Origin of the sequence: Bifidobacterium choloepi, assembly GCF_010667615.1 — a bacterium.
GTDB lineage: Bacteria > Actinomycetota > Actinomycetes > Actinomycetales > Bifidobacteriaceae > Bifidobacterium > Bifidobacterium choloepi.
On the sequence record NZ_VYSG01000001.1, the window covers coordinates 1168856 to 1194352 of the forward strand.

The window sequence follows — 25497 nt, forward strand, 5'->3', positions numbered from 1 at the left end:
AATAGTTGATTGTTTGTCTTTATTATTCGTCATACCGCCCAATAACGTTCCAGCAAATCGCCAGCCATGTGGGGAGGGCGAGGCATCGGCGCCGACGACCAGGAAGGACAGGAAGACAGAAGAGCAGGAAGACAGGAAGACAGAGAAATAAAGAAAAGAAAAGCGGGCGATCGCAATTCCGCGATCGCCCGCTTTCCGCCGGAGCGGATGACGGGAGTCGAACCCGCCTCTGAAGCTTGGGAAGCTTCCATTCTACCGATGAACTACATCCGCAATCGTCGCCGATGGCAACAGAACCTCACTATAGCAGCCGCCGCGCCCAGCCGACAAGCTCGCGTCAGTCGGCTGCGGACGAATCGTCCGTCGCGGCGGTCGTGCCGTCAGCCGACGAAGAGGAGGACGAATCGTCCGAAGAAGAAGCCGACGAATCGTCCGACGAAGTAGAAGTAGAGGAGGAGGAAGAAGAAGAAGAAGACGATCCCTCCGTCGAGCCGCCCATCGAGTTCTGGTAGACGGCGTCGAGGGTCTTCGCGAGGCCGGACACCATGTCGTACTCGCCGCACGCGTCGGTCAGCAGCGTCATCACGTATGCCGTCGGCCGGCTCGTCACAGCCACGCCGCCGTACGACGACGTGCCGTCGAGCCCCGGAAAGACAATGCCGCCGTCGTTCAGCGCGTAGTATCCGGCTTCGGAAATCCAGCCGGCCTTCGACATCACGCGGTCCTCGTCCCCGAGCGCGATGTGAATCGACGAGTTCAGCGTGTCCTGATAGTTGGACGCGAGCCATTCGCGCGCCTCGACGGACGCCTTGCCGGCGGCTTCGGCGGCCTCGTCGGTCGTGTCGGTGAAGAGATACTGGTAGCCCTTCGTCCACATCATCGCGAGGTCGATCGCCGAGAAGTTGACATACGGCACGTCGTCGCCGAGGTCGCCGACATTGTGCTGGATGCCGGTGCCTTCCATCCAGGTGTTGATCGGATCCTTGCCGTACTCGTTGAACAGCCCGTAGTAGCAGTCGTTGTCGGAGATCTGGATGGCGTTCGTGATGTAGTAGTTGTCGGTCGCCGCGGCCGAATCGGTCTCGTTCATCACGTCGTCGAGGTCGATCGTGCCGGTCGCCGCGAGCGACAGGACATACGGCCCCTTGATCGAGCTCGCCGAATACTTCGCCTCGCCGCCGTCGTACGCGAGCACGGCGCCGGTGTCGAGATCGGCGACGACGAACGCCGCCGAGTAGCCGGCCGCCGTGAAGTCGTCGATCTGCGCCTGGATTTCCTGGCTGTCGGCGTCAGACAGCTGGAAGCCCTCGGTCGAGATCGTCGCGTCGCCGCTCACCTTCGCGAGGTTCTCGAGCGTCAGGTCGATCGGGTCGACGGCCGTCGTCGCCGCCGACTTGTCGACGTCGGCCGTCGAGGCATTGGACGATCCGTCCGACGAATCGCTCTCGAGCTCCTCGACGGCCTGCGCAGTCTCCGTGTCCGACGCGGCCACCGCGTACGCCGACGACGTCGGGCCGTCCAGCCGGCGGTAGTAGTTGCTGATGCCGACGAGGTCGACGACGATCAGCGCGACGGTGACGAGCCCGAGGATCCGGGCGATCTGCAGGCGCTTGCGGACAATCCGCCTCGCCCGCGACCGGTGACTGCTGTTATGCGGCATGGCCTACCTGCGAATCTGAGTCTGGAATTTGGAACGATTCATCCCACCTTACCGGCTAGGGGTGGATGAATGCTGGGAATGCGACCAATTACCACACTTTTCGAGTCGCAAGCACCGCGAGCTCCCTGGCGCCCGCCGCTGAAATATGCAAATGCGAGCTAGCGAGCATTTGCGGCCTTTCCGGGAGCTATCACCTACTCCGCGTGCGCGAGCTCGCGGAACTTCTCGTTGTCGATGACCTTCTTGTGCTCGCGGCCTTCCTTCGCGCCTTCGGAGCGCTCGTAGGCGTCGATCTTCTTCCAGCCGGTGAAGTCGATCGGCTTGACGCCGCGGGACTCGAGCAGCCGGTCGATCGATTCCGGATCGCGATCCGGCGCCACGCGACCGCCCTCGGCGGCCTTCGCGAGATCCTCGAGCATGTTCGTGACGATGAGCAGCGCGTCGGACTTCGTCGAGCCGATCAGGCCGACCGGGCCACGCTTGGCCCAGCCGGTAGCGTACAGACGCTCGCGGATTTCGCCGTCCTCGGCGGACACGGTGATGCGGCCGTCGCCGTTCGCGTTGGCCAGGTGCGCGCCCTTCTCGTCGTAGGCGATGCCCGGCGCCGCTTCCGGCTTGTAGCCGATCGCGTGATAGACGGCCTGCACCGGGTACTCGACGAACTCGCCGGTGCGGGTCATCTTGCCGTCGGCCGACGTGCGCGTGCGCTCGACCTTGATGCCGCGCACCTTGCCGTCCTCGCCGAGGATTTCGACCGGCGCCGAGTTGAAGTGGATGAAGTACTGGCGGTCGGCCGGGTTGCCCTCGAAGTCGACGTCGCCGTCGTCCTCCATGTCCTCGGCCATCTCGCGGATGGCGAAGAGCTCCTCGACCATCTGGCGCGTGAGCTTGTCCTTGCCGGCTTCCTCGATCGTCTCGTCGTCGAGCTCGAAGTCGTCCTCGTCGATGATGAGCTGCACGCCCGGCAGCTTCTCCATCTCGCGCAGCTCCTGCACGCTGAACTTGGCCTGTGCCACGCCACGGCGGATGAACAGGTGCAGCGTCTTGGCCTTGTTGGCCTTGATGCCTTCGTACACATTGTCGGGAATGTCGGTACGATTCTTCAGGTCGTCGGCGTTGCGCATGAGCTCGCGCGCGACGTCCATGGCGACGTTGCCGCCGCCGATGACGGCGACTTCCTCGGCTTCCAGCGGCCACTCGCGGGCGCCGGTCGGATAGCCGTCGTACCACTCGACGAACTTGGCCGCGCCGTAGACGCCGTCGAGATCGGCGCCTTCCAGCTTCAGCGGCTTGTCCTTGACGGCACCGGTCGCGAACAGCACGGCGTCGTAGCGGTCGAGCAGCTCGTCGAGCGTGACGTCGCTGCCGAATTCGACGTCGCAGTACAGGTGGATGTCGGGGTTGTCGAGCGTCTTCTCGAGCGCCGACGAGATGAACTTGATCGACGGGTGATCGGGCGCCACGCCGTAGCGGACGAGGCCGAACGGCACCGGCAGCTTCTCGAACAGGTCGATTCGCGCCTCGGTTCCGACACCGAGCTCGTCGCCCAGCTTCTTGAGCTGGCGCAGGAAAATATCGGACGAATACACGCCGGCCGGGCCGGCGCCAATAACGGCAATGCGAAGTTCAGAATCTTGAGTCACCTTCCCAATTTACCGCACCGCTGAGATGTCACCAAGGAAAGAAAAAGAGCTCCCTGGAAGGGAGCTGTCGAGCGTAGCGAGACTGAGGGTCGACCGCACGTCGTCGCGAAGCGACGCGTGCGCGCTGGGACGATCGGGTACGACGTGACTCACGTTCCGTCAAGCACTCGCGTCCCAGCGCGCTCTCGTGCTCCTTCGGAGCACGTCGGCGGTCGACCCTCAGTCGGCTTCGCCGACAGCTCCCTTCCAGGGAGCTTGTACTACTAGTTCCTGTCGAACATCGCGGTCAGGGCCCAGAGGATCGAGACGACGTCGATGCATTCCTGCAGGAAGGCGCCGACGACGACCGGGATGAGGTTGAACGCGGCGCACAGCATGCCGATGATCGCCAGGCCGATGCCGAGCAACACGGCCTGCAGCATGATCTTCTTCGTGTGCCGGGCGATCGAGATGCCGAGCGGCACGGCGCCGATGTCGTCGTCCATGATGACGACCTGCGCCGACTCGGAAGCCGCCGTCGACGTGCCGTCCGTCATCGCCACGCCGATGTCGGCGACGGCGAGGACCGGGGCGTCATTGACGCCGTCGCCGACCATCATCGTGATCGGCCGCGTCATCGACTCGCCGAGGAACTTCTCGCACACCTTGTCCCACCACGGCTGTCGGTCGCGGTCGTGCGCCTCCGCCGACCGCACCGCGTTGACCTTGTCTTCCGGCAGCAGTTCGTAGCGCACGTCGCCGATGCCGACTTCGCGCCCGATCAGCTCCGCGGACGCCCGCTTGTCGCCGGTCAGCATCGTCAGTTTCGTCACGCCCATCCGCTTGAGCTCGGCGATCGAGGCGACGGCGTTCTCGCGCGGGATGTCGCGCAGGACGATTCTCGCGGCCAGGTGTCCGTCCACGGACACATAGGTCGCCATCTCGTCGGGCTCGAGCGTCGTCGGCCACTGCGCGGCCTCGGCGGCCTTCTGCGCGGCGGCGCGGTCGGCGGCATCCTTCGCGGCCTCGCCGGCCGCCGACTTGTCCGACTGCTTGCGCACGGCGACCGGGCCGGTCTCGGTGACGAACGCGAGCCGGCCGACGCGCACCTCGTGTCCGTCGACGACACCGTAGACGCCGCGGCCCGCTTCCTCGGCGATGTTCTTGACGACCGGATAGTCCTCGTGCTGCGGCACGCGCTTCGACGCGGCCGGATCGACGCCGGCCGTCGGCGCCGTCAGCTTGCCCATCCGCACCATCGCCGCCTTGCCGGCCTGCGCAATGCCCTTCGCGAGGATATGGACCGAGTAGCTCTCGACAATGCCAGCCATGACCAGCAGCTGGTCCTCGGTGAACTCGGCAGCGCCACGAGCCGACCGCACGCGCTCGATGCGCACGACCTGCGGCTGCTTGACGGTCAGCGTGCCGGTCTTGTCGAAGAAGATATGGGTGACGCGGCCGAGGTTCTCCAGCACGTCCTGCGTCTTGACGAGGATCGAGTGCTTCGCCAGCCGGCCGGTGCCGGCGACGTAGGCGACCGGGGCGGCGATCAGCAGCGGACAGGGAGTGGCGAGGACGAGCACCTGCGCGAATCGCATGCCGGAGCCGGAGACGCCCCAGGCCACGAACGCGATGATGAACGAGACGATCGTGAACGGCACGGCCAGCATGTCGGCGGTCTTGACGGCGGCCGACCGCGAATCCTGCGCCGACTTCACGAGCTCGAGAATGTTCTGGTACTGCGAGTCCTTCGCCAATCGCGTGGCGCGGATCAGCATCGCCGTCGAGCCGTTGACCGAGCCGGACAGCACCTCGGCGCCGGCGTAGACGGTGCGCGGCACCGGCTCGCCATTGATGTTGGACAGGTCGAGCGTCGCCGTGCCGTTGATCAGCGTGCCGTCGACCGGCACCGTCTCGCCCGGCAGCACGACGAGCACGTCGCCGATCCCGACGTCGCCGACCGGCACCGTCTCGAAATGATGGGCCGCCTGGTCGAGATCGTCGTCGCTCGCCTGCGCCACGCCGTTGAGGATCGGCACGGCATCCGGCGTTTCGCCAGCCTCCGGATTCGTCAGCAGTTCGTCGACGTGACGGAAGGACGGGAACGATTCTTCCTTCCCGCCGTCCGCGTGGCCATCGGCCTGCGCGCCGGCACCTGCCGCTGCGGCACGGCCGTCGCCGGACGTATTGGCCGCCGTCGCCTGCTGCACTGCGGCTCCCGCGGCGCCCAGACCCGGTGTTTCACGGGAAATATCGCCATTAGCACGTGAAACACTGCCGTCGGACGAATCGTCCGACGCGGAAGCATCGTTCGAATGACGACGATTGACGCCCGGCAGCGTGACGACGTGGGCGGTTTGCGGCGCGGCGTTGAGCAGCGCCGTCAGGCTCGACTTCGCCTTCGACTGCGCGTACGACTCGATCGCGTCGCCGGACGCGACCATCAGCATGACGGCCCAGCTGGCCCAGTACTGCTGGACGGCGACCGTCGAGATGATCGCGACGATGGCGAGCAGGTCGACGCCGACGTGGCCTTCCTTGAGCTCCTCGACCATGTTCCTGATCGACAGCAGCACCGTGTACGCGACGAGAATGATGATGATCCACTCGCCGACGCCGGGGTGGAACCCGCCGGCGGCGACGGTCTGGCCGGGATTGAGCCACGGTCGCCAGTCGGGAATGAGGGCGAGCGGCAGCGCGGCGACGATCGAGATCGGCAGCAGCGGCACTTCCCCGCAAAGATCGATGATTTTCCTCATCGAATCTCCTTACGCTAGTATCGGCCCAGACCAGTCGGTCCAGGTTTGCTTCACGCCTTGTTAGCCCATCGAATTCCCTGCGACTCCGGTTGGTCCCCGCAAGGCGGCTTGATTAAGGCACCTTGGCATCCGACACACGGCGTAAAAAGATTGATCAGTCTTCAGTTATCAGTGATCCGGATTACCGAATCCAATTTGTCGTCTTCAACGACAACCCCCGATCGTATCAGAGCGCAACGAAAAAGAGCTCCCCGTCAGGGGAGCTCTTTTCCAAGCGCGGTTTACCAGAGGCCGAACGGGTCGGTCACGCCGCCGTTGTCGTCGGAGTTGCCGGAGCCGTTACCGGAGTTGCCGGAACCGGAGCCGTTCGAGCCGTTGCCGGACCCGTTGGAGCCGGAGCCGTTGTCCGAGTTGCCGGAGTTGCCGGACGAATCGTTCGACGAGCTCGACGAGCCGTTGACGTCACTTTCCTCCTGGTTGAGCGTGACGTCGAGCTCGATCGTGTTGCCGTCGCGGACGACGGTGAGCTTGGCGGTGTCGCCCATCGCGGCGGCGCGCACGAAGCCGAGCAGCGAGTAGCTGTTCGTGACGGCGTTGCCGTTGTACGCGACGATCTCGTCGCCGGCCTTGAGGCCCGCCGTCTCGGCCGGGCTGCCGGAGACGACCGAGTTGACCTTCGCCGAGCCGCGCGTGACGCCGTCGGCCGTCACCGTGTCGGACGTGATCGTGACGCCGAGCGCGACGTGCGTGGCGGAGCCGTTCTTGATGATCTCCTCGGCGACGCGCTTGACGAGGTTCGACGGAATCGCGAAGCCGATGCCGATCGAGCCGGCCTCGTCAGACGACGAAGCGGTGGAGGCGATCGACGAGTTGATGCCGATGACTTGGCCGGCCGCGTCGAACGTCGGGCCGCCAGAGTTGCCGGGGTTGATGGCCGCGTCGATCTGGACGGCGTTGGTGACGATCGTCGTGCTCGAGTCCTCGTCCATGACGGAGACCGGGCGGTTGAGCGCCGAGACGATGCCGGTCGTCGCCGTGCCCTCGTAGCCGAGCGGGTTGCCGATCGCCATGATCGCCTCGCCGGCGGTCAGCTGGTCGGAGTCGGCGAACGTCACCGGCGTCAGGTCGGACGGCGGGTTCGTGATCTGCAGCACGGCGAGATCGGTCGTCGCGTCGGTACCGACGACGGTCGCCTCGTACATGTCGCCGTTGTCGAGCGTGATCTGGATCTCGGAAGCGCCCTCGACGACATGGTTGTTCGTGACGACGTGGCCGCTCGTGTCAAGGATGGCGCCGGAGCCCTTCGCGGTGCCGTCGCTCAGCGTGCTCTGGATGGAGACGACGGACGGCGAGACGGCGGAAATGACGCTCGTCCAGTCGGCGTCGGTGCCCTGCACGACGGCGGTGCCGCTCGCGGACGTCCGCGAGCTGACCGACGTCAGCGAGCTCGACGCCGGGCCGGTCACCCAGCCCTCCGTGATCGCCGCGTAGCCGACGCCGAGGCACAGCGCCGCGGCGACGACTGCCGACACGACGCCGACGAGCACCGGGTGGCCGCTCTTCGCCTTCGTGGTCGCCGGGCCGTTCAGGTTGTTCGGGCCGTTCGGGTTGTTCGGCATGGTATTGAACGATCCGCCCGTCGGGCCGTTCGGCGTTCCGTTGCCATTCGCGCCGGAGCCATTGCCGGTCGCGCCGTTGGCGGCGTTCGCGGGGCCATTGGCGCCGTTCGCACCATTGGCACCGTTCGCGCCGTTCGCACCGGTCGCATACGGGTTGCCGAAGCCGCGGTTGATGTCGGCGTTCGGGTTGGCGTTGTTGCCATACGCATTGTTGCTGCCGTTGTTCGCGCCGTACTGGCCGTACTGTGCTCGGCCACCATTCGCGGCGTTGCCATACTGCTGGCCGTACGGCGTGCGGGCGCCGTTCGTGCCGTTGTTGCCGTTGGCGGAAGCGCCGTTCGTGTTGGCTGCACCGTTGGCGGCACCGTTCGCGTGGATGTTCGCCGTGCGGTTCGGATCATAGGCGCCATATTGCGGTGCCAGACGGTACGGCGACGCCGTCCGGTCCTCGCCGGTCACCGACGTCGGGTGCGCGATCGGCTGGGTCGCGTCGGCGGCGTGGGTAGCGGTGTGGGCGGTGCCGGCCGGCGGCATGACATGGGTGTCCGCGGTGGAGGAAGAGCCGCCATCCCCTGCGGCCGCTCCGGTGCGGGTCGAATCGTTCGCGGTCGTCGAGTGCGCCGCGGAAGTCTCGGACTGATGGGCAGAAACGGAAGAATCGTTCGAATTCGAAGCCGTGTTCGGCCCCGACGACGGCGTTCCGAGGCCGTTCTCTTCTTCAGCCATTGCTTTCTCCTTCATCGATCTCTTCGCGGGCGCGCCCGCGCTGATTTTGCCAGCGGTTGAAGTTTCTTCCTAGAAGTAAAAATCAGTCGGCTGACAGATTGCTGAGAGATTTCTTAGTCTGGGAAATGAATTGTTCGTACGATTCGTAAAAAGCAGTTCCGGTCCTCACTTATTCCCCAAATCGCAAGGACGGAGCTCCCTGGAAGGGAGCTCCGTCCTTGCGATTCAGCCGCGGCTGCCGTTTTCGTAGAAGTGGGCCATTGTCTCGTCGCGGAATTCGTCGAAGTAGCCGCCGTCGATCGAGGCGCGGATGTCGTCGAGCAGGTGGACGAAGAAATACTCGTTGTGAATCGTCGCCAATGTGAAGCCGTCCATTTCGCGGGCGCGCAGGCAATGATCGACGTACGCCTTCGAGTAGTGCGTGCAGGTGTAGCACTGGCAGCCTTCCTCGAGCGGCTCGAAGTTGAACTTGTTTTCGGCGCGCTTGACGTTGTAGCGGCCGCGGCGCGTGTAGATGGCGCCGTTGCGGCCGCAGCGGGCCGGCGCGACGCAGTCGAACGTGTCGCCGCCGTTCTCCACGCAGGCGAAGATGTCGTCGACGGCCGCGATGCCGAGCACGTGCCGCGGGCGGTTTTCCGGCATCTCGTCGCAAATCCACGCGCAGGTGTCGCCGATGATCCGCTTCTCGATGGCGCCGCCGATGCCGACGCCGTCGAAGTCGAGCGACGCGATCTGCGACGCCGCGCGGCGGCGCAGGTCTTCGTAGTTCGCGCCCTGCACCACGCCGTAGAGCGCCTGATACGGCTTGCCGACGCGTTCCTCGGTCAGCCGCTTGTGCTCGGCGACGCAGCGCTGCGCCCAGCGGTACGTGCGCTCGATCGATTCCTCCTGGTAGCCGCGCGTGTTCATCAGCGTCGTCAGCTCGTCGAACGCGAACATGATGTCGGCGCCGATCTTGTGCTGGATGCCCATCGAGATCTCGGCGGAGAAGCGGTGCATCGAGCCGTTGAGCGGCGACTTGAACGTCACGCCGTCCTCATCGACGAACGCGAGTCGTTCCTTGCCGTCGGCGATGACGTCGTCGGACTTCATGCCGGTGACGTCCATCGCGAGCGTCTTCTTGAAGCCGGCGCCGAGCGACAGCACCTGGAAGCCGCCGGAGTCGGTGAACGTCGGGCCGTCCCAGTTCATGAACTTGGCGAGGCCGCCGGCGGCGTCGAGGACATCCTCGCCGGGCCGCTCGAACAGGTGGAACGCGTTCGACAGCAGGCACTGCGCGCCGAGGTCCTTCATCGACTCGGGCAGCACGGCCTTCATCGCGGCCTGCGTGGCGACCGGCACGAACGCCGGCGTCCTGATGTCGCCGTGCGGTGTGTGGATGACGCCGGTGCGCCCGTAGCGCGCGCCGTCGCGTCCGAGGCCGTCGGCCCGGCTTTCCAGTCGCGTCTTCTGCTCGAAATAGAACTGCGAACGATCCCCCGGCTTGCCCGGCTCCGCGCCCCGCGGCCTGTCCAGCAGTCCCCACGGCACCCCGTGCGCCGCCGTTCCGTTCACATTGGCGCCGCCAGTCGCGCCGTCCGTCACGCCATTCTCCTGCGTCGATTCATCCATTTCAGTCATGCCCACCACTCTATTAGTCGACCACGATTGGGCCCGTTTGCCTATTTGCATGGCATAAGAGGAGGGGCAGGCTCCCTGGAAGGGAGCTGCCGAGCGTAGCGAGGCTGAGGGTCGACCGCCGACGCTGCCGAAGGCAGCGAGCGCGCGCCGGGATGTTCCCTTGCGCTTCGAAAGTCGACCCCTCGCTTCGCGGCTGTGCCGCTCAGCGATCCCCTTCCAGGGGATCCATTCCGCTCGTCATCGGGGAAGAAGACCCGTGCGACACGCCGACATTCTCGTCTTTCTTGCACATCTGGGAGGGAGGGTGTAATTTATTCACTTGTCTGCGAGTGTGGCGGAATGGTAGACGCGCTGTCTTCAGGTGGCAGTGAGTGTATGCTCGTGGGGGTTCAACTCCCCCCACTCGCACCAGACAAGGCCGGAACCGGGAAATCGGTTCCGGTTTTCTGTTTTCCGGGGATTTTCAAGGGGTTCCGGAGGTCTCCAGAGGTCCATGGAAACGCCGCATGTCGTCGTGACATGCCCGCAAAGCGTGCCGACATTGGACATGAGTGCCACCCTATGTGTCATGGCCAGCTCACATACCAGGCCGTCCACGACGGCGGCAACGGACCACGACCGGCAGCGTGCGCGCGGCGCCGGCAGCCGGGAGGCGCGATGATCGAATTCCGCCATGTCATCAAGCGCTACGACGACTCGCCGGTCCTCAACGACGTGTCGCTGGAAGTGAAGGACGGGGAATTCTTCGTGCTCGTCGGCCCCAGTGGCGGCGGCAAGACAACAATGCTCAAGATGGTCAATCGCCTTGTCGAGCCCGACGACGGCGCGGTCCTCGTCGACGGGCAGGACATCGCCGGACAGGACATGCGCCGGCTGAGACTGTCCATCGGCTACGTGCTCCAGCAGGGCGCGCTGTTTCCGAATCTCACCGTCGCGCAGAACGCGGCGCTGATTCCAGAACTCAACGGCTGGGCGCCCGACAAGCGGACCGCCCGCGTGCGCGACCTGCTGCGGCAGGTCGACCTCGATCCAGACGACTACATGGACCGGCTGCCCGAGCAGCTGTCGGGCGGCGAACAGCAGCGCGTCGGCATCGTGCGCGCACTGGCGGCCAATCCGCGCATCGTGCTGATGGACGAGCCGTTCAGCGCGCTCGATCCGATCGTGCGTGCCCAGCTGCAGGACCTGATCAAGCGCCTGCAGCACGGCACCGGCACGACAGTGCTGTTCGTCACGCACGACATCGACGAGGCACTGCTGCTCGCCGACCGCATCGCCGTCATCCATGACGGCAGCATTGCACAGGTCGGCAGTCCGGCCCAGGTGACCGACGCCCCGGCCGACGGCTTCGTCAGGGAATTCTTCGCACACCGCGCCACCGATCACGCTGCCGACCGCGCCACCGACCACGCCACCAAGCACGCCGTCGACCATGCAGCCGGGCACGCCGGTCGTACCGGCCGGACTTCGCAAGACACCGGGCCGGCAGCCAGGCGCCGACCCGATCACAGGGGGCGCCTATGACTTCGCTGATCACTACGTGGCATGACCGCTGGGGCGACTGGGGCACCGCGCTGCTGCAGCACCTGCAGGTCTCGTTGCTGTCGCTGCTGATCGCGATCGTCATCGCGGTGCCGCTCGGCATCGCCATCCAGCGCCGCCGCAAGCTCGCCTCCGGCGTCCTGCAGGTCACCGGCATCATCCAGACCATCCCGTCGCTGGCGCTGCTTGGCCTGCTCATCCCCATCATGGGCATCGGCACCGGTCCGGCCGTCACCGCGTTGACGGCGTATGCGCTGTTCCCGATCATGCAGGCGACGGTCACCGCGCTGGACGGCATCGACCCCCGAGCTCGTCGAGGCCGGCACCGCGTTCGGCATGACGCGCTGGCAACGGCTGCGCAAGTACGAGTTGCCGATCGCGATGCCGGTCATCGTCTCCGGCGTGCGCACCAGCGCGGTCATGATCATCGGCACGGCGACGCTGGCCGCGCTGATTGGCGCCGGCGGCCTGGGCTCGTTCATCCTGCTCGGCATCGACCGCAACAACAATGACCTGATCCTGATCAGCGCGATCTCGTCGGCCGTGCTCGCGCTGCTGTTCAACTGGGGCATCGGCTGGCTCGAGCATCGTTCCCTGCGCACGATGCTCGCGGCGCTCGTGGCGCTCGTCGTCGCGCTGACCGGATCGTTCGTGCCGCAGATGGTCGCCAGCTGGCAGCACCGCGAGACGATCGTCATCGCCGGCAAGCTTGGCCCCGAGCCCGAGATCCTGATGAACATGTACGCGCAGCTCATCGAGCACGACACCGACCTCGCCACCGAAGTCAAGCCCAACTTCGGCAAGACGACGTTCGTCTACGAAGCGCTCAAGCGCGGCGACGTGGACATTTATCCCGAATTCACCGGCACGATCACCGAAAGCCTGCTCGAGACCGCGCCCGAACGCTCCACCGATCCGGCCACCGTCTACCAGCAGGCCCGCGACGGCATTCTCGCCCAGGACGACCTCGTGCTGCTGAAGCCGATGGCGTTCCAGGACACCTACGCCGTCGCCGTCACGAAGGACTACGCCCAGCAGTACGGCCTGTCGACAATCAGCGACCTCGCGAAAGTCCAGGACAGCGCCGTCGCCGGCTTCACGCTCGAGTTCAACGACCGCGACGACGGCGGCCGCGGCCTCAAGTCGCTCTACGGACTCGACCTGACCGTCAAGACGATGGAGCCGTCGCTGCGCTACCAGGCCATCGCCGAAGGTGACGTGCAGATCGTCGACGCCTACTCCACCGACGCCGAGATCAGCCAGTACGGCCTGACCGTGCTCGAGGACGACAAGCAGCTCTTCCCGCCCTATCAGGGAGCGCCGCTGATGAAGGAATCGCTCCTCAAGGAGCACCCCGAGCTCGAGGCCACGCTCAACAAGCTCGCCGGCAAGATCACCGACGACGAGATGAGCCGGATGAACTACGAGGTCAAGGTGGAAGGCAAGGCCGCCGCCGACGTCGCCCGCGACTACCTGACCCAGGCCGGCCTGCTCGGCTGACGGCCGCCGGCATCCCACAGGCCGTCAGGCCGTTGCCAGCGTGTGCGAGATGGGACTCGAACCCACACGCACCAGTCATTCCCGCGCACCGTCGTCGCCGGCCCGTTCGCGGGCGCGGTAGTCGCGCGGCGTGCAGCCCATGCGACGGCGGAAGACGTAGCTGAAATAGGACGGCGACGCGAAGCCGCACTCGCGGGCGATCTCGCCGATCGACATCGCGCTGTCGCCGAGCAGCCGCCGCCCGCGCGCAATGCGGTAGTCGGTCACGTAATCGTTCGGCGTGCGGCCGGCGTGCGTGCGGAACAGCTCGCAGCACTCGCTGCGGCCGACGGCGCCGGCGCGCGCGATCGCGTCGAGCGACAGCCGCCCGGCGACATGTTCGCGGACGAACGCCACCATGTTGAGGAACGATTCGCGCGACCTTCCCCTGACCTCGGCATCAACCGCGGCCGCCTGGCCAATCGTCGCGCCGTCCGCGCCACCGGATCCGGCCCCGCTCCCGTCGGCCTCCGGCCTCTTCTCCATCCGTTCCAGTCCCAGCAGGCACAGCCTCGCCGCCTGCGACACGGCCCGCAGCAGGTCCAGCGACGCCTCCGCGTCTCCGCTCGCGTCCGTTGCACCGGCCGCGCCACTGGCATCGTCCACACCACCCACGTCATCCGCGCCACCGGCATCGCCCACGCCACCCGCACCGCCGGCATTCGTTCCGGCGTTCGCACCCGCGCCACGCCGCGCACCCGCCAGCGTCGCCTCGAACTCGTCGATGCCGAACAGCAGCCGCCGGTCCTCCTCGTCGTCGGCGGTCAGCAGGACGAAATCGGCGCGGTCGTCGCCGTCATGCTCGCGCATCGCCCGCTCGAGCTGCGGGTGCATCGCGCCGAACAGCGCCGGATCGATGACCGCGGACACGAACTGCGCTTCCTCGCCGTCGTCGGAGAACAGGTAGTGCAGCCGCCGCGAATTGATGACGATGCCCTCGCCCGCGCCAAGCACCCGCACTTCCCCGTTGACGAAGACACTGGTCCGGCCGCCGACGACATGGATGAACTCGAGGTCCCGATGCCAGTGGCACGCCATGTGGTAGCCGTACCGGCTCAGCCGGTCGCGCCTCGCATAGAGCGCCAGGCCGGGCACGTTGTAGTGCGGCCGTTCCGACCGGTCCGAAAAGACCGTCAGCGGATTCTTCGGGGAAACATTCGAGGGGGCATTCACAAGCACATCGTCGTTTGACACGATTTTGATAATACGCCATTCGATTTCCATAGAATTCCGTGCCGGCCATGCGTGGCGAATCGTACTATTTATCAGTGTTCACCGATTCACGCCAGCGCACACCGCAGTGCATGAAGTTTGCCGATTTCAACACTGCCGCCAACGAAACGAACAGCCGTCATTGTCGACGGCGAGCGCCGGCCAGCCCGCGTGGACGCGACACACGAATACGAGGAGGTATCACGATGAGGAAAGTTCTGTGCTCGCCGGGAAGCTACATTCAGCAGGAAGGCGCGCTCGCGTCGCTCGCGGACGAATATCGCGAGCTCGGCGAGAAGGGCGCATACCTGATCGTCGACGGATTCATCGACAAGATGTACCACGACGAGATCGTTTCCAGCTTTGACGAATCCAATACGCCGTACCATTACGAAGTCTTCGGCGGCGAATGCTCGATGACGGAAGTCGACCGCCACCGCGCGCTGCTCGGCGACTGCGACGCCGTCATCGGCATCGGCGGCGGCAAGACGCTCGACACGACGAAGGCCGTCGCCTACTACGCCGGCCTGCCGGTCATCATCTCGCCGACGGCCGCGTCCTCCGACGCGCCGTGCTCGCGACTGTCGGTGCTGTACACCGACGACGGCCAGTTCGACCGCTACCTGCCGCTGCCGGCGAATCCGAACAAGGTCATCATGGACACCGCGATCATCGCGAAGGCGCCCGCCCGCTTCCTCGTCGCCGGCCTCGGCGACGCGTACGCCACCTACTACGAGGCGCTCGCCTGCGTGAAGTCGAACGCGATCACGATGACCGGCGGCCACGCCACGAACGCCGCCCAGGCGATGGCGAAGCTGTGCCACGACCTGTTGATCGAGGACGGCGTCAAGGCGCTCGCCGCCGTCAGGCAGGGTCTGCGCACCGCGTCGGTCGAGCAGATCGTCGAGGCGAACACGCTGCTCAGCGGCATCGGCTTCGAGTCGTGCGGCCTCGCGGCGGCGCACGCCATCCACAACGGCCTGACGGTGCTCGAGGGCACGCACGCATACCTGCACGGCGAGAAGGTCGCGTACGGCACGCTCGCCCAGTTCGTGCTCGAGGACCGCCCGACCGCCGACTTCGAGGAAGCGTACCGCTTCTTCCGCGCCGTCGGCCTGCCGACCACGCTCGCCGGCATCGGCATCGAGGACGCGACCGACGAGGACCTGCTCAAGGTCGGCGAGCTCGCCTGCGCCCCCGACGACACGATGGGCAACATGCCGTTCGAGGTCACCCCGGCCGACGTCGCCGCCGCCCTGCGCACCGTCAACGAGCTCGACGCCGTCATCAAGTAAGGCATCGGTCACGATTCACCCGTACGGAGCGCCTCCTCGCTCCGTTACGCACATGGTTCCGCGGCGCGGCCGCGGACGAGCCACATCCCTCGACCCGTCCGCGCCGCCGGATCATGCCTCACACGCTTTCCTGTTCGACCCGAAGGGAGATGACCGCATCAACTGCAAGCATCACCGACGCAATGACGACGGCAGTCAGGCCAGCATGTGCGGTTGCATGCCCTCCCGACTGCCGTCGTCATGTCCTTGACGCCCAATCCTCTTGGATCATGGACTTAGCCCTTATCCGGTGGTCCTAAAACGGCTTCTTTCCGATAATGGTTTCCAGCGATTATCGGCGATGACACGTACGGGAGCCCCAAAACACGTTCCTACCGATAACGCTCATCAACAAATATCCCGGACGCCATTTTCGGCGCCACGAAAACACGCTGAAAACACGCTCCCGTGGATAACAGACCATGGCGATCATTCTCAAGTCCGTACTGCAGTCGACTCAGGAGCATTGACACTCTACTCGGCAACACGGCAATGAACACGGCAACATTGACGAAAACACGGCAAAAAACACGGCAACATTGACAAAAACATAGGAAACACGGCAAAAAACACGGCAACATTGACGCGGACTCTGTCAATGTTGCCGTGTTCGCGTCAATGTTGCCGTGTTCACGAAAATCTTTCGATGACAATCAATCCCTTTCGAATCGACTCGAACCTATCGGCACCATCACCGAATTCGCTACCTTTGCATGTCACGACCCCGAGCCGCCAGCTCGGGGTCGTGACATGTTGGTCGGCTATCAGTCGTCCAGCGCCTCGGCGAGCCTGCCGACGGGTTCGTAGCCGGCGGGCTTCGTGCGGTGGTATTCGACGAGGTTGGCGTCGCGGGCTGCCTTCAGGGCGGCCTCGAACGCGTGATCACTGACTGTCGCGTCATCGCCGGCAGCGACAGCGGCAGCAGTGCCGGTGGCACCGGCCACGTAGCGCTCGGCGTACACGCGAATCTCGCGCTTCGTCAGCCTCGGGAATCGGTCGCCCATCTTGCCTTCGTACTGTTCGCCATCGGCGGCCGCCAGCTTCGCCTCGGCCGCGAGCGCCTCGACGATCCCGGCTTCCAGCACATCCTCCACGCCCAGTCGGGCGGCGATGTTGTCGGCTTCGGCCATGTCGTCGGCAATCTCGGCAGCGGCGGACTCGGTAATCACGGACCCGACAGCGCCGGCGTCGGCGGACTCGGTCGCGGTCTCGGAAGAGACTTCGGCGCCCTCGGTTGCTGCCGTTTCGGTCACGGTCTTGGACGCGGCTGCGACAGCGTCATCGGCCGCCTCGGCAGCGTTCTCGCCGTCGGCCTCGCCGAACGACCCCATCGCCCCGCTGAACACGTTGCCGCTCGCCTCGTCCCACGGCTGCTCGACAAGCTCCATCAGCTCGTCGAGCTCGCCGCGCACGCCGTATGCCGCCATCTCCTGCTGCAGGTCGCCGAGCGTGTAATACTGGCCGCCGAACTCGACGGCGCGCAGCTCCTCGCGCTCGCGCGCCTTCTGCCGCTTCTTCGCGATCGCCCGCTGCTTCGTCTTCGAAATTCGCCGTTTCGCCATGATGAACGATTCTCCCTCTCTCTACGCTTCCCGTTTCCAAACGTCTATCCACCTTACCAATCGCCGCCAATCTCCCCATGCCAGGCCCTCGCGGATATACTCGACGGAAGCAGGAAGGAGGCGCCGATCCATGACGGACATCATGACGCCCGAGGATCGCAGCCGACTCATGGCGACGATCAAGAGCCGCAACACGAAGCCGGAAGTGTTCGTGCGTCACCTGCTGTGGCATGCCGGCTACCGCTACGGGCTCAAGTCGCGGCTGCCCGGTCATCCCGACCTCTACCTGCGCAAGTACCACACGGCCATCTTCGTCAACGGCTGCTTCTGGCATCGGCATCCCGGCTGCAAGATGGCGACCAGCCCGAAAAGCAACGTCGAGTTCTGGACGGCGAAATTCACCGCGAACACCGCCCGCGACCGCCGCGTACACGACGAGCTGCGCAACGAGCATCATGTCCGCGTCATCGTCATCTGGGAATGCACGATCCGTCGCGCCATGCGCCGCACCGACACCGAATCCGCCTCCGCCCTCCTCGCTTCCCTCGAGGATTTCCTGACAAACCCCGATTCCACCGGCGACTACCTCGAGCTCTGATCTGGAGGGCACTCTCTCCCCGGAGGGAATCCCTTTACCCTCTGCACAACCCCGTTTCCGGCCGGCCGGCATGTTCGCAATCTCCGTGCCAATGCCAGTTGGTGCCCTTGGCTGCAAACATTGTTGTGCCACATTTCCTTTGTATTCATTCCAAAAACGTCGCCGCGCTTGCATTGCGCCGATAATCTTGGGATGATTGCAAACAAGACGTGCCGGCGTCTTGGAACGACGGCACGCTCGGGGCTGTTTTAGGTGCTCTGGTAGGCGCTCTGGAACAACCTGTAGCGCTCGGCGATCTCACGCCACGTGGTGACAATGTACGTAGCCGAGTGACCGGCGGAGTCCTGAATAGTCAGACTCCGTTATCGGTGTCAATGGCGATTCGCGTGTAGTCGGTAGCTCCATCGCGATTCGTCATTACCTTGAACGTGCCGCCGTCCTCTTTGAGGACGGCGGCACGTTTTTCGGCGGTGGTGCCATGGCACTCTCCTTCCGATATGCGAAAGCGGCCGACCAGAATAATCCGATCGGCCGCTTTCGACTAGCGTTTTCAACATGTCGCTACACATGTGTCCCGCCATGAAGCATAGTGCGCAGGTATCCTTATGAAGGCTTAGGGCTAGACGCGCCCGCGCTGTAAAGCTTATTCGTTGCTGTCCGGCTTGGAATCGGGCAGCAACTTACGAGGGTTAGACACTCCAAGAGCATCACAAATCTGTAACGCAGTTTTCAGAGTCATATTCTCAACGGGTAACAAACCGCTTTCATATGCTGAAATACGCTGCTGATTGGCGCTGCTGACTTTTTTGGCTAGTTGCTGTTGCGTTAGCCCTTTTTTTAATCTCAGTTCTTTTAGTCCCATAAAAGTCACACTCCCTAATTTTCGTTACGTTCATAGTAGGCGTTTCAGTCATGCGCATAGCTCCAGTTCTCCGGAGAGAATCGGCCTGGAACCGGGCTGCCAGCCTATAGGAAATGCTGGCAGCCGTAATACTGGGCCGATCTTTTTGTTATGGTCAAGCTTTCATTGGATCAGTCATGCCATCAGCTCGCTTTTGTTGTCCGCTAGTTTTGCCCGACGCTGTTCAGCGACGTCGTAAACCCCGCAGGTCGGATACCCAGCCAAACGCCGCGCACTCCCTCCTTGGAGGGAGTCGCTGAGCGGCGTAGCCGCGAAGCGGTGGGAGTTCCCCAGGCCAGGCGCGATCCGGCACCAAAATGCGAGGTCCGGCAGCGGCATATCAAGGATGGACGCACAGGATTTTCGTCTCGAAAAAATCCTGTGCGTCACACCTTTCTCGAAGCACCCAGAAAATGTTGGAATTCCACCATTCCCCAATGTTTGCTCTTGTGCGCAACCGCACCAGATTTCCCGGAGACAAAAATCTTGTGCGTCTCCACGCGACATCGAGTCCCTTGAAGCCCATATTGCCGCCGCACGCCGCTCCGCAAGGCAGATAACGATGACCGCGTAGGAGCGATTCAAGTCGCCACTACTCCACCAGCAGCCGCTCCCGCATCTCGTCGCTCAGCGCATACTTGATCGGCCGCGCACCGCTGCGGATCAGCATGCCGGCATCAACCAGCCCTTCAAGTACCCGCACGGCCCGATCTTCGCCGACTCCGAGGGTCTCCCGCGTCTCGGTCCGCGTGATGGTGGCCACCTCCGAGGAATACATCTCCGTCTGCGCCAGCCATTCCAATATCTTGCGCTGCAACGCGGAAATCTCGCCGCCGGCCACCATCTCGTCGAGTACCCCTCGCGAGCGCCGCATCGCCCCGTCGTGCTCCTGAAGCTCGCCGATGAGCGTCTCCTGCGCATCCCGGATCAGCTCAACCATCGTCATGCAGAACAGCGACGCATCGGAACAGTTCAGTGGCTTGGCCGTCTCGTCAAACGCCTTGTAGTACTTCGCCTTCTGCCGCTCGATGGCCGCACTGAGCGACAGCGTCGTCGGCAGCGACAGGTGATCCCTCAGCTGCAGCGCCAGCAGGAACCGGCCGGTTCTGCCGTTGCCGTCGTAGAACGGATGGATCGATTCGAAAATGTAATGGCACAGACACGCCCGCAGCACGATCGGTATGTTGTCGTTCGCCGCCAGCTGCAGCCACTGCGTCAGCAGTACCTGAATCTGCGATTCGGTCGCTGCGCCCTGTCGCACCAGTCGTCCGGCGCCGTCATAGATGCCGGTCGTGCCGCTCCTGAACAGCTCGCCGTCGGGCAGGTCCTTCGCGTCGATTTCGCCTGCCGTCACGCGATCGTACAGCTCGCGGATGCCGGCGAGCGTCGTCGGCATGGCGACCACACCGCGCTCATCCGTCACCTTCACGCCCATTGGCGCCAGCATCTCCGCAGTCTCCTTGGCGACGAGCTCGACATACAGCCGCACGAACTCGACAAGCCTCTTGTGGGACGATTCATCCGCCCGCGCCGCAAACGCCTCGTCGACCTCGCGCCGCGTGGTGTGAATGCCCTCGATGCTGTTTGTCTGCACGATCTCTGCCGCGATGAGTTCGTAGAGCACAAGTCCCTTGCCGCGGGCCGGCACGCCCCGCCACAAGTCGGCGATGACGAGCTCGCGGTCGCGAATGGCGTCCATCTGCGTCTGCAGCTCGCGGAACGCCAGCGCGAACACCTCGTGCCCGTCAAGCTCGACACCCGTGCGGAACGTCGAATAACCATTCAGCCGGTTCAGGTACTCCCGTTCTGCAAACTCCTGCGCCCGCTCGGACGAGTCGGACATATGAAACATCCGCTCGATGCTCGCGTACCCGTCATTCATGAACGATTCTCCCGTCCGCACACCTCGCTAAACCCGGAATCCGATTCTTTCCGGCCACTATATCCGATATCGAACAATGCTATACCGTGTTTTTCAAGAAAACGCGGTATAGCAATCACAAATTCGAGCCCTTGCAATCGCACATACAGACGCACTGAAACACAGCGAGCATGCAGCCGCTCCCGCAAGCCGTCACTTAGTGCGTGTTGAGCGGTCGCCGCTGCGAAGGCTATTTTCCGATCTCGCCTCTGGGGGCGCGCTCGTCGGCGTCGATGCCGAGCATTGTGCACAGTTGCTTATTGCACGCGGCAATGTACTTGACGCTGTTGGTCATGTTGGACACGATTCTTCCCAAGGCCTTGACCTGCTCCTTGGCAGCCTTGTCCCCGCTGGTCGAGTCACGCTTGGCGGCCTGTTCGAGGCTTCGCATGAACGCGAGCATGTCGCGCGCATCGCGCAGTTGGACAGCGACCTGCCTTTGCACATGTACCACGGTCTCGCGATCACGCTGCAACAGCGTTTCCCGACAGAACACGACAAGCTTGGCGCTGGTCTGCAGCACGTAGGCGTCTTGGGCCAGGGCCATGACGGTGCCGAATGCGGTCGCCCCGCCACCGGTCAGGACGCCCAGCAGCGCGCCGCCACCGGCGATGACAGCCACGCCGCCGGCCATGCCCATGCCGCCCGCAGCCAGCGCTCCGCCGCCGACGGCTGCCAGTGAGGCGCTGGTCAGGGCGGCACCCGACAGGCCAGCGACGGAGCTGCCCGCCAATACCGGCGCGATGGCCGGCGCCAATGCGATGCCGCCCGTTCCAAGCGCGGCGACCAGCACTACAGTGCCGCCGATGCCGACGGCCAGACGCCGGTTGGCGCCGGTGATGGCACGCTCCTGCGAGCGGATGGCGTTGTGGTAGAAACTTGGCCGGTCCTTGGTGAAGCCCGACAGCCGGTTGCACACGATGTCCATGCGCTTCAGGTCGAAGCTTGGCGCTTTCTTCTTGCCGTCCTGTCTGTAGGGCCGGAACTGGGAGGCCTCGATGGCCACGAGTTCGGTCCATTCGTCGCCGGCATGCAGGCAGATGGTGTCGGCAGCCTCGATGAGTTGACGATCGGAATAGATCTCGTATTCCCGGGTGACCTGCTCGACCCAATGGTCGAGCCAGCGTTCCTTGACGGAACGCTCGGTAGCGTCCTTGGTGTGTTCGATGTCGGCGCACATCGCGGCGTGTTCGATGGACACAAGCACATTCATGCCATACCGGTCGAGGGTGAAGAATCCCAGCATGTCTTCGTCATCACCGAACTCGCGGCCGGACGCGACCGCCTTGGTTTCACCGGCATCTCCTGCCTTGTGATGGATGCGCCAGTCGGCGCGGATGGCGAACACGAGTCGAACCATGCCCGGATAGTTGATGCGCAGCAAAAATTCCTTGGCAGAGAATCCCACGAGACCTGCAGACCACCACGCACGCAGCGCAGCATCGGCCAGGTCGATGGTCGTGAACGTGCCCGTGGCGATGGTGACCATGCGGCATACCAGCGGCGTGGAGAACGGCAGCAACGCCCGCCCATCCAGTTTATGCAGGTCACCGGGGCCGTGTATGTCACGGTCCTTGAGTTGCTTGACCAACTGGTGGATGGTGTAGCAGGCGCGCACCAGGCACTCGTTGATCATGACCGGTATCATCTGGCGGCTCAGCTCGCCCGTCAAGCCAATCTCCTGACGCAGATTAAATCTCATTCCCGTACCGTCATCCTTGGTCAGGATCTTGCCGTCGAACAGTTTCCACAGCCAATCGGCAAGCTCGTCGCCGCCATGGGCTCCATCCTTGAAGAACGGCGTGGCGGACAGGTTCTGCAGCAGGGACAGCAGTGGTCCGGGCACTCCCATGCCCGCGCCCGGCGTGGAACTTGATCCGGCCATGTCACTGGCCATGTGGATACCCCATCTGATCGTGCCCATGAGCACTTTATCCACGAAGGTCTTGCCAATGCGCGTGCCGTCGGGCAAGGGAGTCACGATGAAATTGCCATTGCCGTCCGCTCCATAGCCGTTGCCGGTGAACTGGCCAAGCAACGAGAACGCCAGACCGGACAGGCCGCAATGATGCGAGAAGTCGCGCAAATGATGCTGACGGCCGCCTCCGAACAAGTTAGTAACCTGATCACCGATAAACGGCGCCGACTCCTCTAGCGAATGGATGGCATCCTGCAGGCTCTTCCCCTTGAATTCGGGGTTAAGTTTTGCGACCCTGATGACGAACTGGTTGATCTGCTCCGACCCCCATTTGTCCGCGCGCCCCAGGTCGATCTTTCCTATGAACGAATCGATCACGCCCGACAGAACGCCACAGCCCGCAGCCAGAAGATAATCGATACGATCCCCCGAGAAGACACCCTCCTCGTCACTGTCCTCCTCTATCCATTCCACGCGCACGCCGTCATCGAACGGCAAACTACGCTCGTCGAACTCCTTGTCGCGGCCCGGATCGACAGGACGCAGTTCGGTGGCGTACTCGACCTTGACGTTGACATAGCGCTGGCCGGGCCAGCTTTGGAGTTCTTGCGACGGCATGTGCGGACCTCCTCGTTCGCGGACGCATTAGGCCTCACTATAGGCGAGCCCGAACTAGACACCATCCATACTGGACACTTCCCACGCATCCGTCAACGACTTGACAGCGCACCGATTGACCATCACGAGGAACAGCACGATTCCACCGATTGCAGCCGCCTTCGGCAACCGATTGGCAACGCGAGCAGACCAGATCAGCCTGTCGAACAGGGAATTGCAAGTGATTCGAGACCAAAATCCAAGGCCAGCCACGGTCATAGCGGGAGTGGACGCATCCGATTCTCGGCCCAAAACCAATCGGATGCGTCGCCCCTTTCCCACGACACCACGAAAACGTTGGAATCCCACCATTTCTTGATGTTTACTTTTGTGCGAAAACGCATCCGCTTTTTGGAGACAAAAAGTGGATGCATCCCCACGCGGTATGAAAGCACGAGCTGACAACAGCTCTCACTCAGCATTCCTTCTCGCTAACTTTCCATAACTTTCTTTTTCCCTGTTCTCCCTCTCCTCGTTTCTCTAGGTTTGGCTGAATTGCAACGTTTTTACTTCACTCACTCCTGATGAAGTAACTTTCTTCAACTTTCCTTCAGTCCTTTTTCTCAATCGCTAGAAAATCAGTTTTTACTCAATCGCATAATCGCAGACATCACATTGCGCCCCTCATACATGAAGCTGCCACATTCTAACTTTCCTTAACTTTCCTTCCAGTCAATTCATCACAGCTATCGGACTATCTCCCTAATCCGCCATCCTTGGAATATCAACGATTCAACCTCAACACTTTCAGTACAATCTAACTTTCCTTAACTTTCCTCTGAGGCATAATGCTGATATGGAAAACCTGACGCTATTAGTTCACGAGCTCCGCAAAAACCCGGCAGAGACCGAATGGTTGGAATTCAAACACAATAAATATACGCCGGAGATGATCGGGGAAGACATCAGTGCCCTGGCCAATAGCGCCGCTCTTGCCGGCAGACCATTCGCCTATCTGGTATGGGGCGTCGATGACGCCACGCACGACATTGTCGGCACCACTAATGAATGGTATGCGATGCGCCGCGGCAAGCAGGAAATTGAAAATTGGGTGCGCACTCAGCTATCAGGCAATACCGAGCTTGATTTTCTCCGAACCGAAATCGACGAAAATCGGCATGTCTTGCTCTTGAAAATCGGCAGCGCAGTAAATCGTCCAGTATCGTTCGGCAAAACGGAATACATTCGCGTTGGTAGCTACACCAAAAAACTACACGATGTGCCATCAAAACAAACCGCTCTGTGGGATCGTCTCCGAGCAAGTCGTTTCGAAAATGGTGTCGCTAAGAACGATTTATCTGTAACCGACATCCTCTCGTTACTCGATTCACAATCCTGCTTCGATCGCCTCAACCGTCCCTATCCTTCGACGTCTCAACTAGTCGTAGATTATTTCGAAGAAGAAGGCGTCGTCATGAGGCAAGACAATGGTCAATATTCGATTTCCAACATGGGAGCGCTTCTCTTCGCCAAAAGGCTCTCCGATTTCCCTCGTTTAGGCCGCAAAACGGTCAGAGTTATTCGATATGAGGGAGACAATAAGATCGGCGCAAGCAAGGAAGAGGAGTACAGTTCCGGTTATGCCGTCGACTTTGACGGACTTATCCAGCTCATCAACGCGATGACGCCATCCCACGAGACTATCGGCATGGCGCTCAGGGAAGAGCATGGCGCCTATCCCGAGCTAGCCATTCGCGAGGTGATCGCTAATGCACTCATCCATCAAGACTTTACTGTGACCGGTGCCGGCCCAATGGTAGAGATTTTTGACCACCGAATGGAAATCACCAGTCCCGGTACGCTCATGGTTGATCAGATGCGCATAATCGACGCGCCTCCACAATCACGCAACGAAGACACTGCAGCCCTGATGCGTCGAATGAAAATATGTGAGGAACGCGGTACCGGGTGGGACAAGATTGCCATGTCATGCGAACACATGGAATTGCCATCGCCGCGTATTCGCGGCTATGACACAGGCACTCGCGTCACGCTGTTTTCCGCGCGTCCCTTCTCCCGAATCTCCATGGAGGATCGCGAGTGGGCATGTTACATGCACGCCTGCTTGCGGTATCTCAACGAAGATGAAGAAACGACTTACATGACAAACGCTAGCCTTAGGGAAAGATTCGGCCTGGATAAAAAGGCCCAACCCACCATCTCTAAACTTATCAAGCATGCCGTGGAAAGAGGACTCATCAAACCACTTGATCCCAGCACGGCGCCCCGGTACATGAAATACGTTCCGAATTGGGCATAGTCACGAATCTGGCAGTCTGTGGCATCTAAAAGTTGCCACAGCTCCAG

The 25497-nt window shown here is 62.9% G+C and carries 15 protein-coding genes and 2 tRNA genes; 6 read left to right on the forward strand and 11 right to left on the reverse strand.

The window, feature by feature from the left end:
* Positions 1–202: 202 nt before the first annotated feature.
* The 6 genes from F6S87_RS04715 to tgt form a co-directional block, all read right to left on the reverse strand.
* Positions 203–273: transfer RNA gene (locus tag F6S87_RS04715), tRNA-Gly, on the reverse strand.
* Positions 274–337: 64 nt separating this feature from the next.
* Positions 338–1660: a serine hydrolase gene (locus F6S87_RS04720; RefSeq protein WP_163227422.1), complete on the reverse strand. Its 1323-nt coding sequence runs from the start codon at positions 1658–1660 to the stop codon at positions 338–340.
* A gap of 194 nt (positions 1661–1854) precedes the next feature.
* Positions 1855–3303 carry an FAD-dependent oxidoreductase gene (locus tag F6S87_RS04725; RefSeq protein ID WP_163227423.1) on the reverse strand — a complete coding sequence of 483 codons (1449 nt, stop codon included), beginning with the start codon at positions 3301–3303 and terminating at the stop codon, positions 1855–1857.
* Between the two features lie 263 nt (positions 3304–3566).
* A complete protein-coding gene (locus tag F6S87_RS04730; RefSeq protein ID WP_231129336.1) occupies positions 3567–6041 on the reverse strand; it encodes a heavy metal translocating P-type ATPase in 2475 nt (824 codons plus the stop codon).
* Positions 6042–6322: 281 nt separating this feature from the next.
* Positions 6323–8386, reverse strand: coding sequence for a S1C family serine protease (locus tag F6S87_RS04735; protein WP_163227424.1), 2064 nt, complete (start codon positions 8384–8386; stop codon positions 6323–6325).
* Positions 8387–8611: 225 nt separating this feature from the next.
* A complete protein-coding gene (gene tgt, locus F6S87_RS04740; RefSeq protein ID WP_231129337.1) occupies positions 8612–10006 on the reverse strand; it encodes a tRNA guanosine(34) transglycosylase Tgt in 1395 nt (464 codons plus the stop codon).
* A 325-nt stretch (positions 10007–10331) separates the two neighbouring features.
* On the opposite strand from tgt, the gene F6S87_RS04745 reads away from it, so the two are divergent.
* From F6S87_RS04745 to F6S87_RS04755, 3 genes are all read left to right on the forward strand, one after another.
* Positions 10332–10417: transfer RNA gene (locus F6S87_RS04745), tRNA-Leu, on the forward strand.
* Positions 10418–10663: 246 nt separating this feature from the next.
* Positions 10664–11530 (forward strand): ABC transporter ATP-binding protein, encoded by an 867-nt coding sequence (locus F6S87_RS04750; RefSeq protein WP_163227425.1) that lies wholly within the window; start codon positions 10664–10666, stop codon positions 11528–11530.
* 354 nt (positions 11531–11884) lie between these two features.
* Positions 11885–13048, forward strand: a complete 1164-nt coding sequence (locus F6S87_RS04755; protein WP_269202066.1) for an ABC transporter permease/substrate-binding protein — start codon at positions 11885–11887, stop codon at positions 13046–13048.
* 75 nt (positions 13049–13123) lie between these two features.
* On the opposite strand, the gene F6S87_RS04760 is transcribed toward F6S87_RS04755, so the two are convergent.
* Positions 13124–14281, reverse strand: a complete 1158-nt coding sequence (locus tag F6S87_RS04760; RefSeq protein ID WP_331270750.1) for an AraC family transcriptional regulator — start codon at positions 14279–14281, stop codon at positions 13124–13126.
* Positions 14282–14505: 224 nt separating this feature from the next.
* Here F6S87_RS04760 and F6S87_RS04765 point away from each other — a divergent pair, with 224 nt between their 5' ends.
* Positions 14506–15594: a glycerol dehydrogenase gene (locus F6S87_RS04765; RefSeq protein ID WP_163227427.1), complete on the forward strand. Its 1089-nt coding sequence runs from the start codon at positions 14506–14508 to the stop codon at positions 15592–15594.
* Between the two features lie 803 nt (positions 15595–16397).
* Here the strand turns inward: F6S87_RS04765 and F6S87_RS04770 are convergent.
* A complete protein-coding gene (locus F6S87_RS04770) occupies positions 16398–17195 on the reverse strand; it encodes a hypothetical protein (RefSeq protein WP_163227428.1) in 798 nt (265 codons plus the stop codon).
* 130 nt (positions 17196–17325) lie between these two features.
* Here F6S87_RS04770 and F6S87_RS04775 point away from each other — a divergent pair, with 130 nt between their 5' ends.
* Positions 17326–17793, forward strand: a complete 468-nt coding sequence (locus F6S87_RS04775) for a very short patch repair endonuclease (protein WP_231129338.1) — start codon at positions 17326–17328, stop codon at positions 17791–17793.
* A gap of 643 nt (positions 17794–18436) precedes the next feature.
* Here the strand turns inward: F6S87_RS04775 and F6S87_RS04780 are convergent.
* From F6S87_RS04780 to F6S87_RS04790, 3 genes are all read right to left on the reverse strand, one after another.
* On the reverse strand, positions 18437–18655 hold the full coding sequence (locus F6S87_RS04780; RefSeq protein ID WP_163227429.1) for a helix-turn-helix transcriptional regulator: 219 nt from the start codon (positions 18653–18655) through the stop codon (positions 18437–18439).
* A gap of 631 nt (positions 18656–19286) precedes the next feature.
* Positions 19287–20576: a Fic family protein gene (locus F6S87_RS04785; RefSeq protein WP_163227430.1), complete on the reverse strand. Its 1290-nt coding sequence runs from the start codon at positions 20574–20576 to the stop codon at positions 19287–19289.
* Between the two features lie 229 nt (positions 20577–20805).
* Positions 20806–23151: a hypothetical protein gene (locus F6S87_RS04790; RefSeq protein ID WP_163227431.1), complete on the reverse strand. Its 2346-nt coding sequence runs from the start codon at positions 23149–23151 to the stop codon at positions 20806–20808.
* An 835-nt stretch (positions 23152–23986) separates the two neighbouring features.
* Between F6S87_RS04790 and F6S87_RS04795 the strand changes: the two genes are divergently transcribed.
* Complete coding sequence (locus tag F6S87_RS04795; protein WP_163227432.1) at positions 23987–25450, forward strand: ATP-binding protein; 1464 nt, start codon at positions 23987–23989, stop codon at positions 25448–25450.
* Positions 25451–25497: the final 47 nt, after the last annotated feature.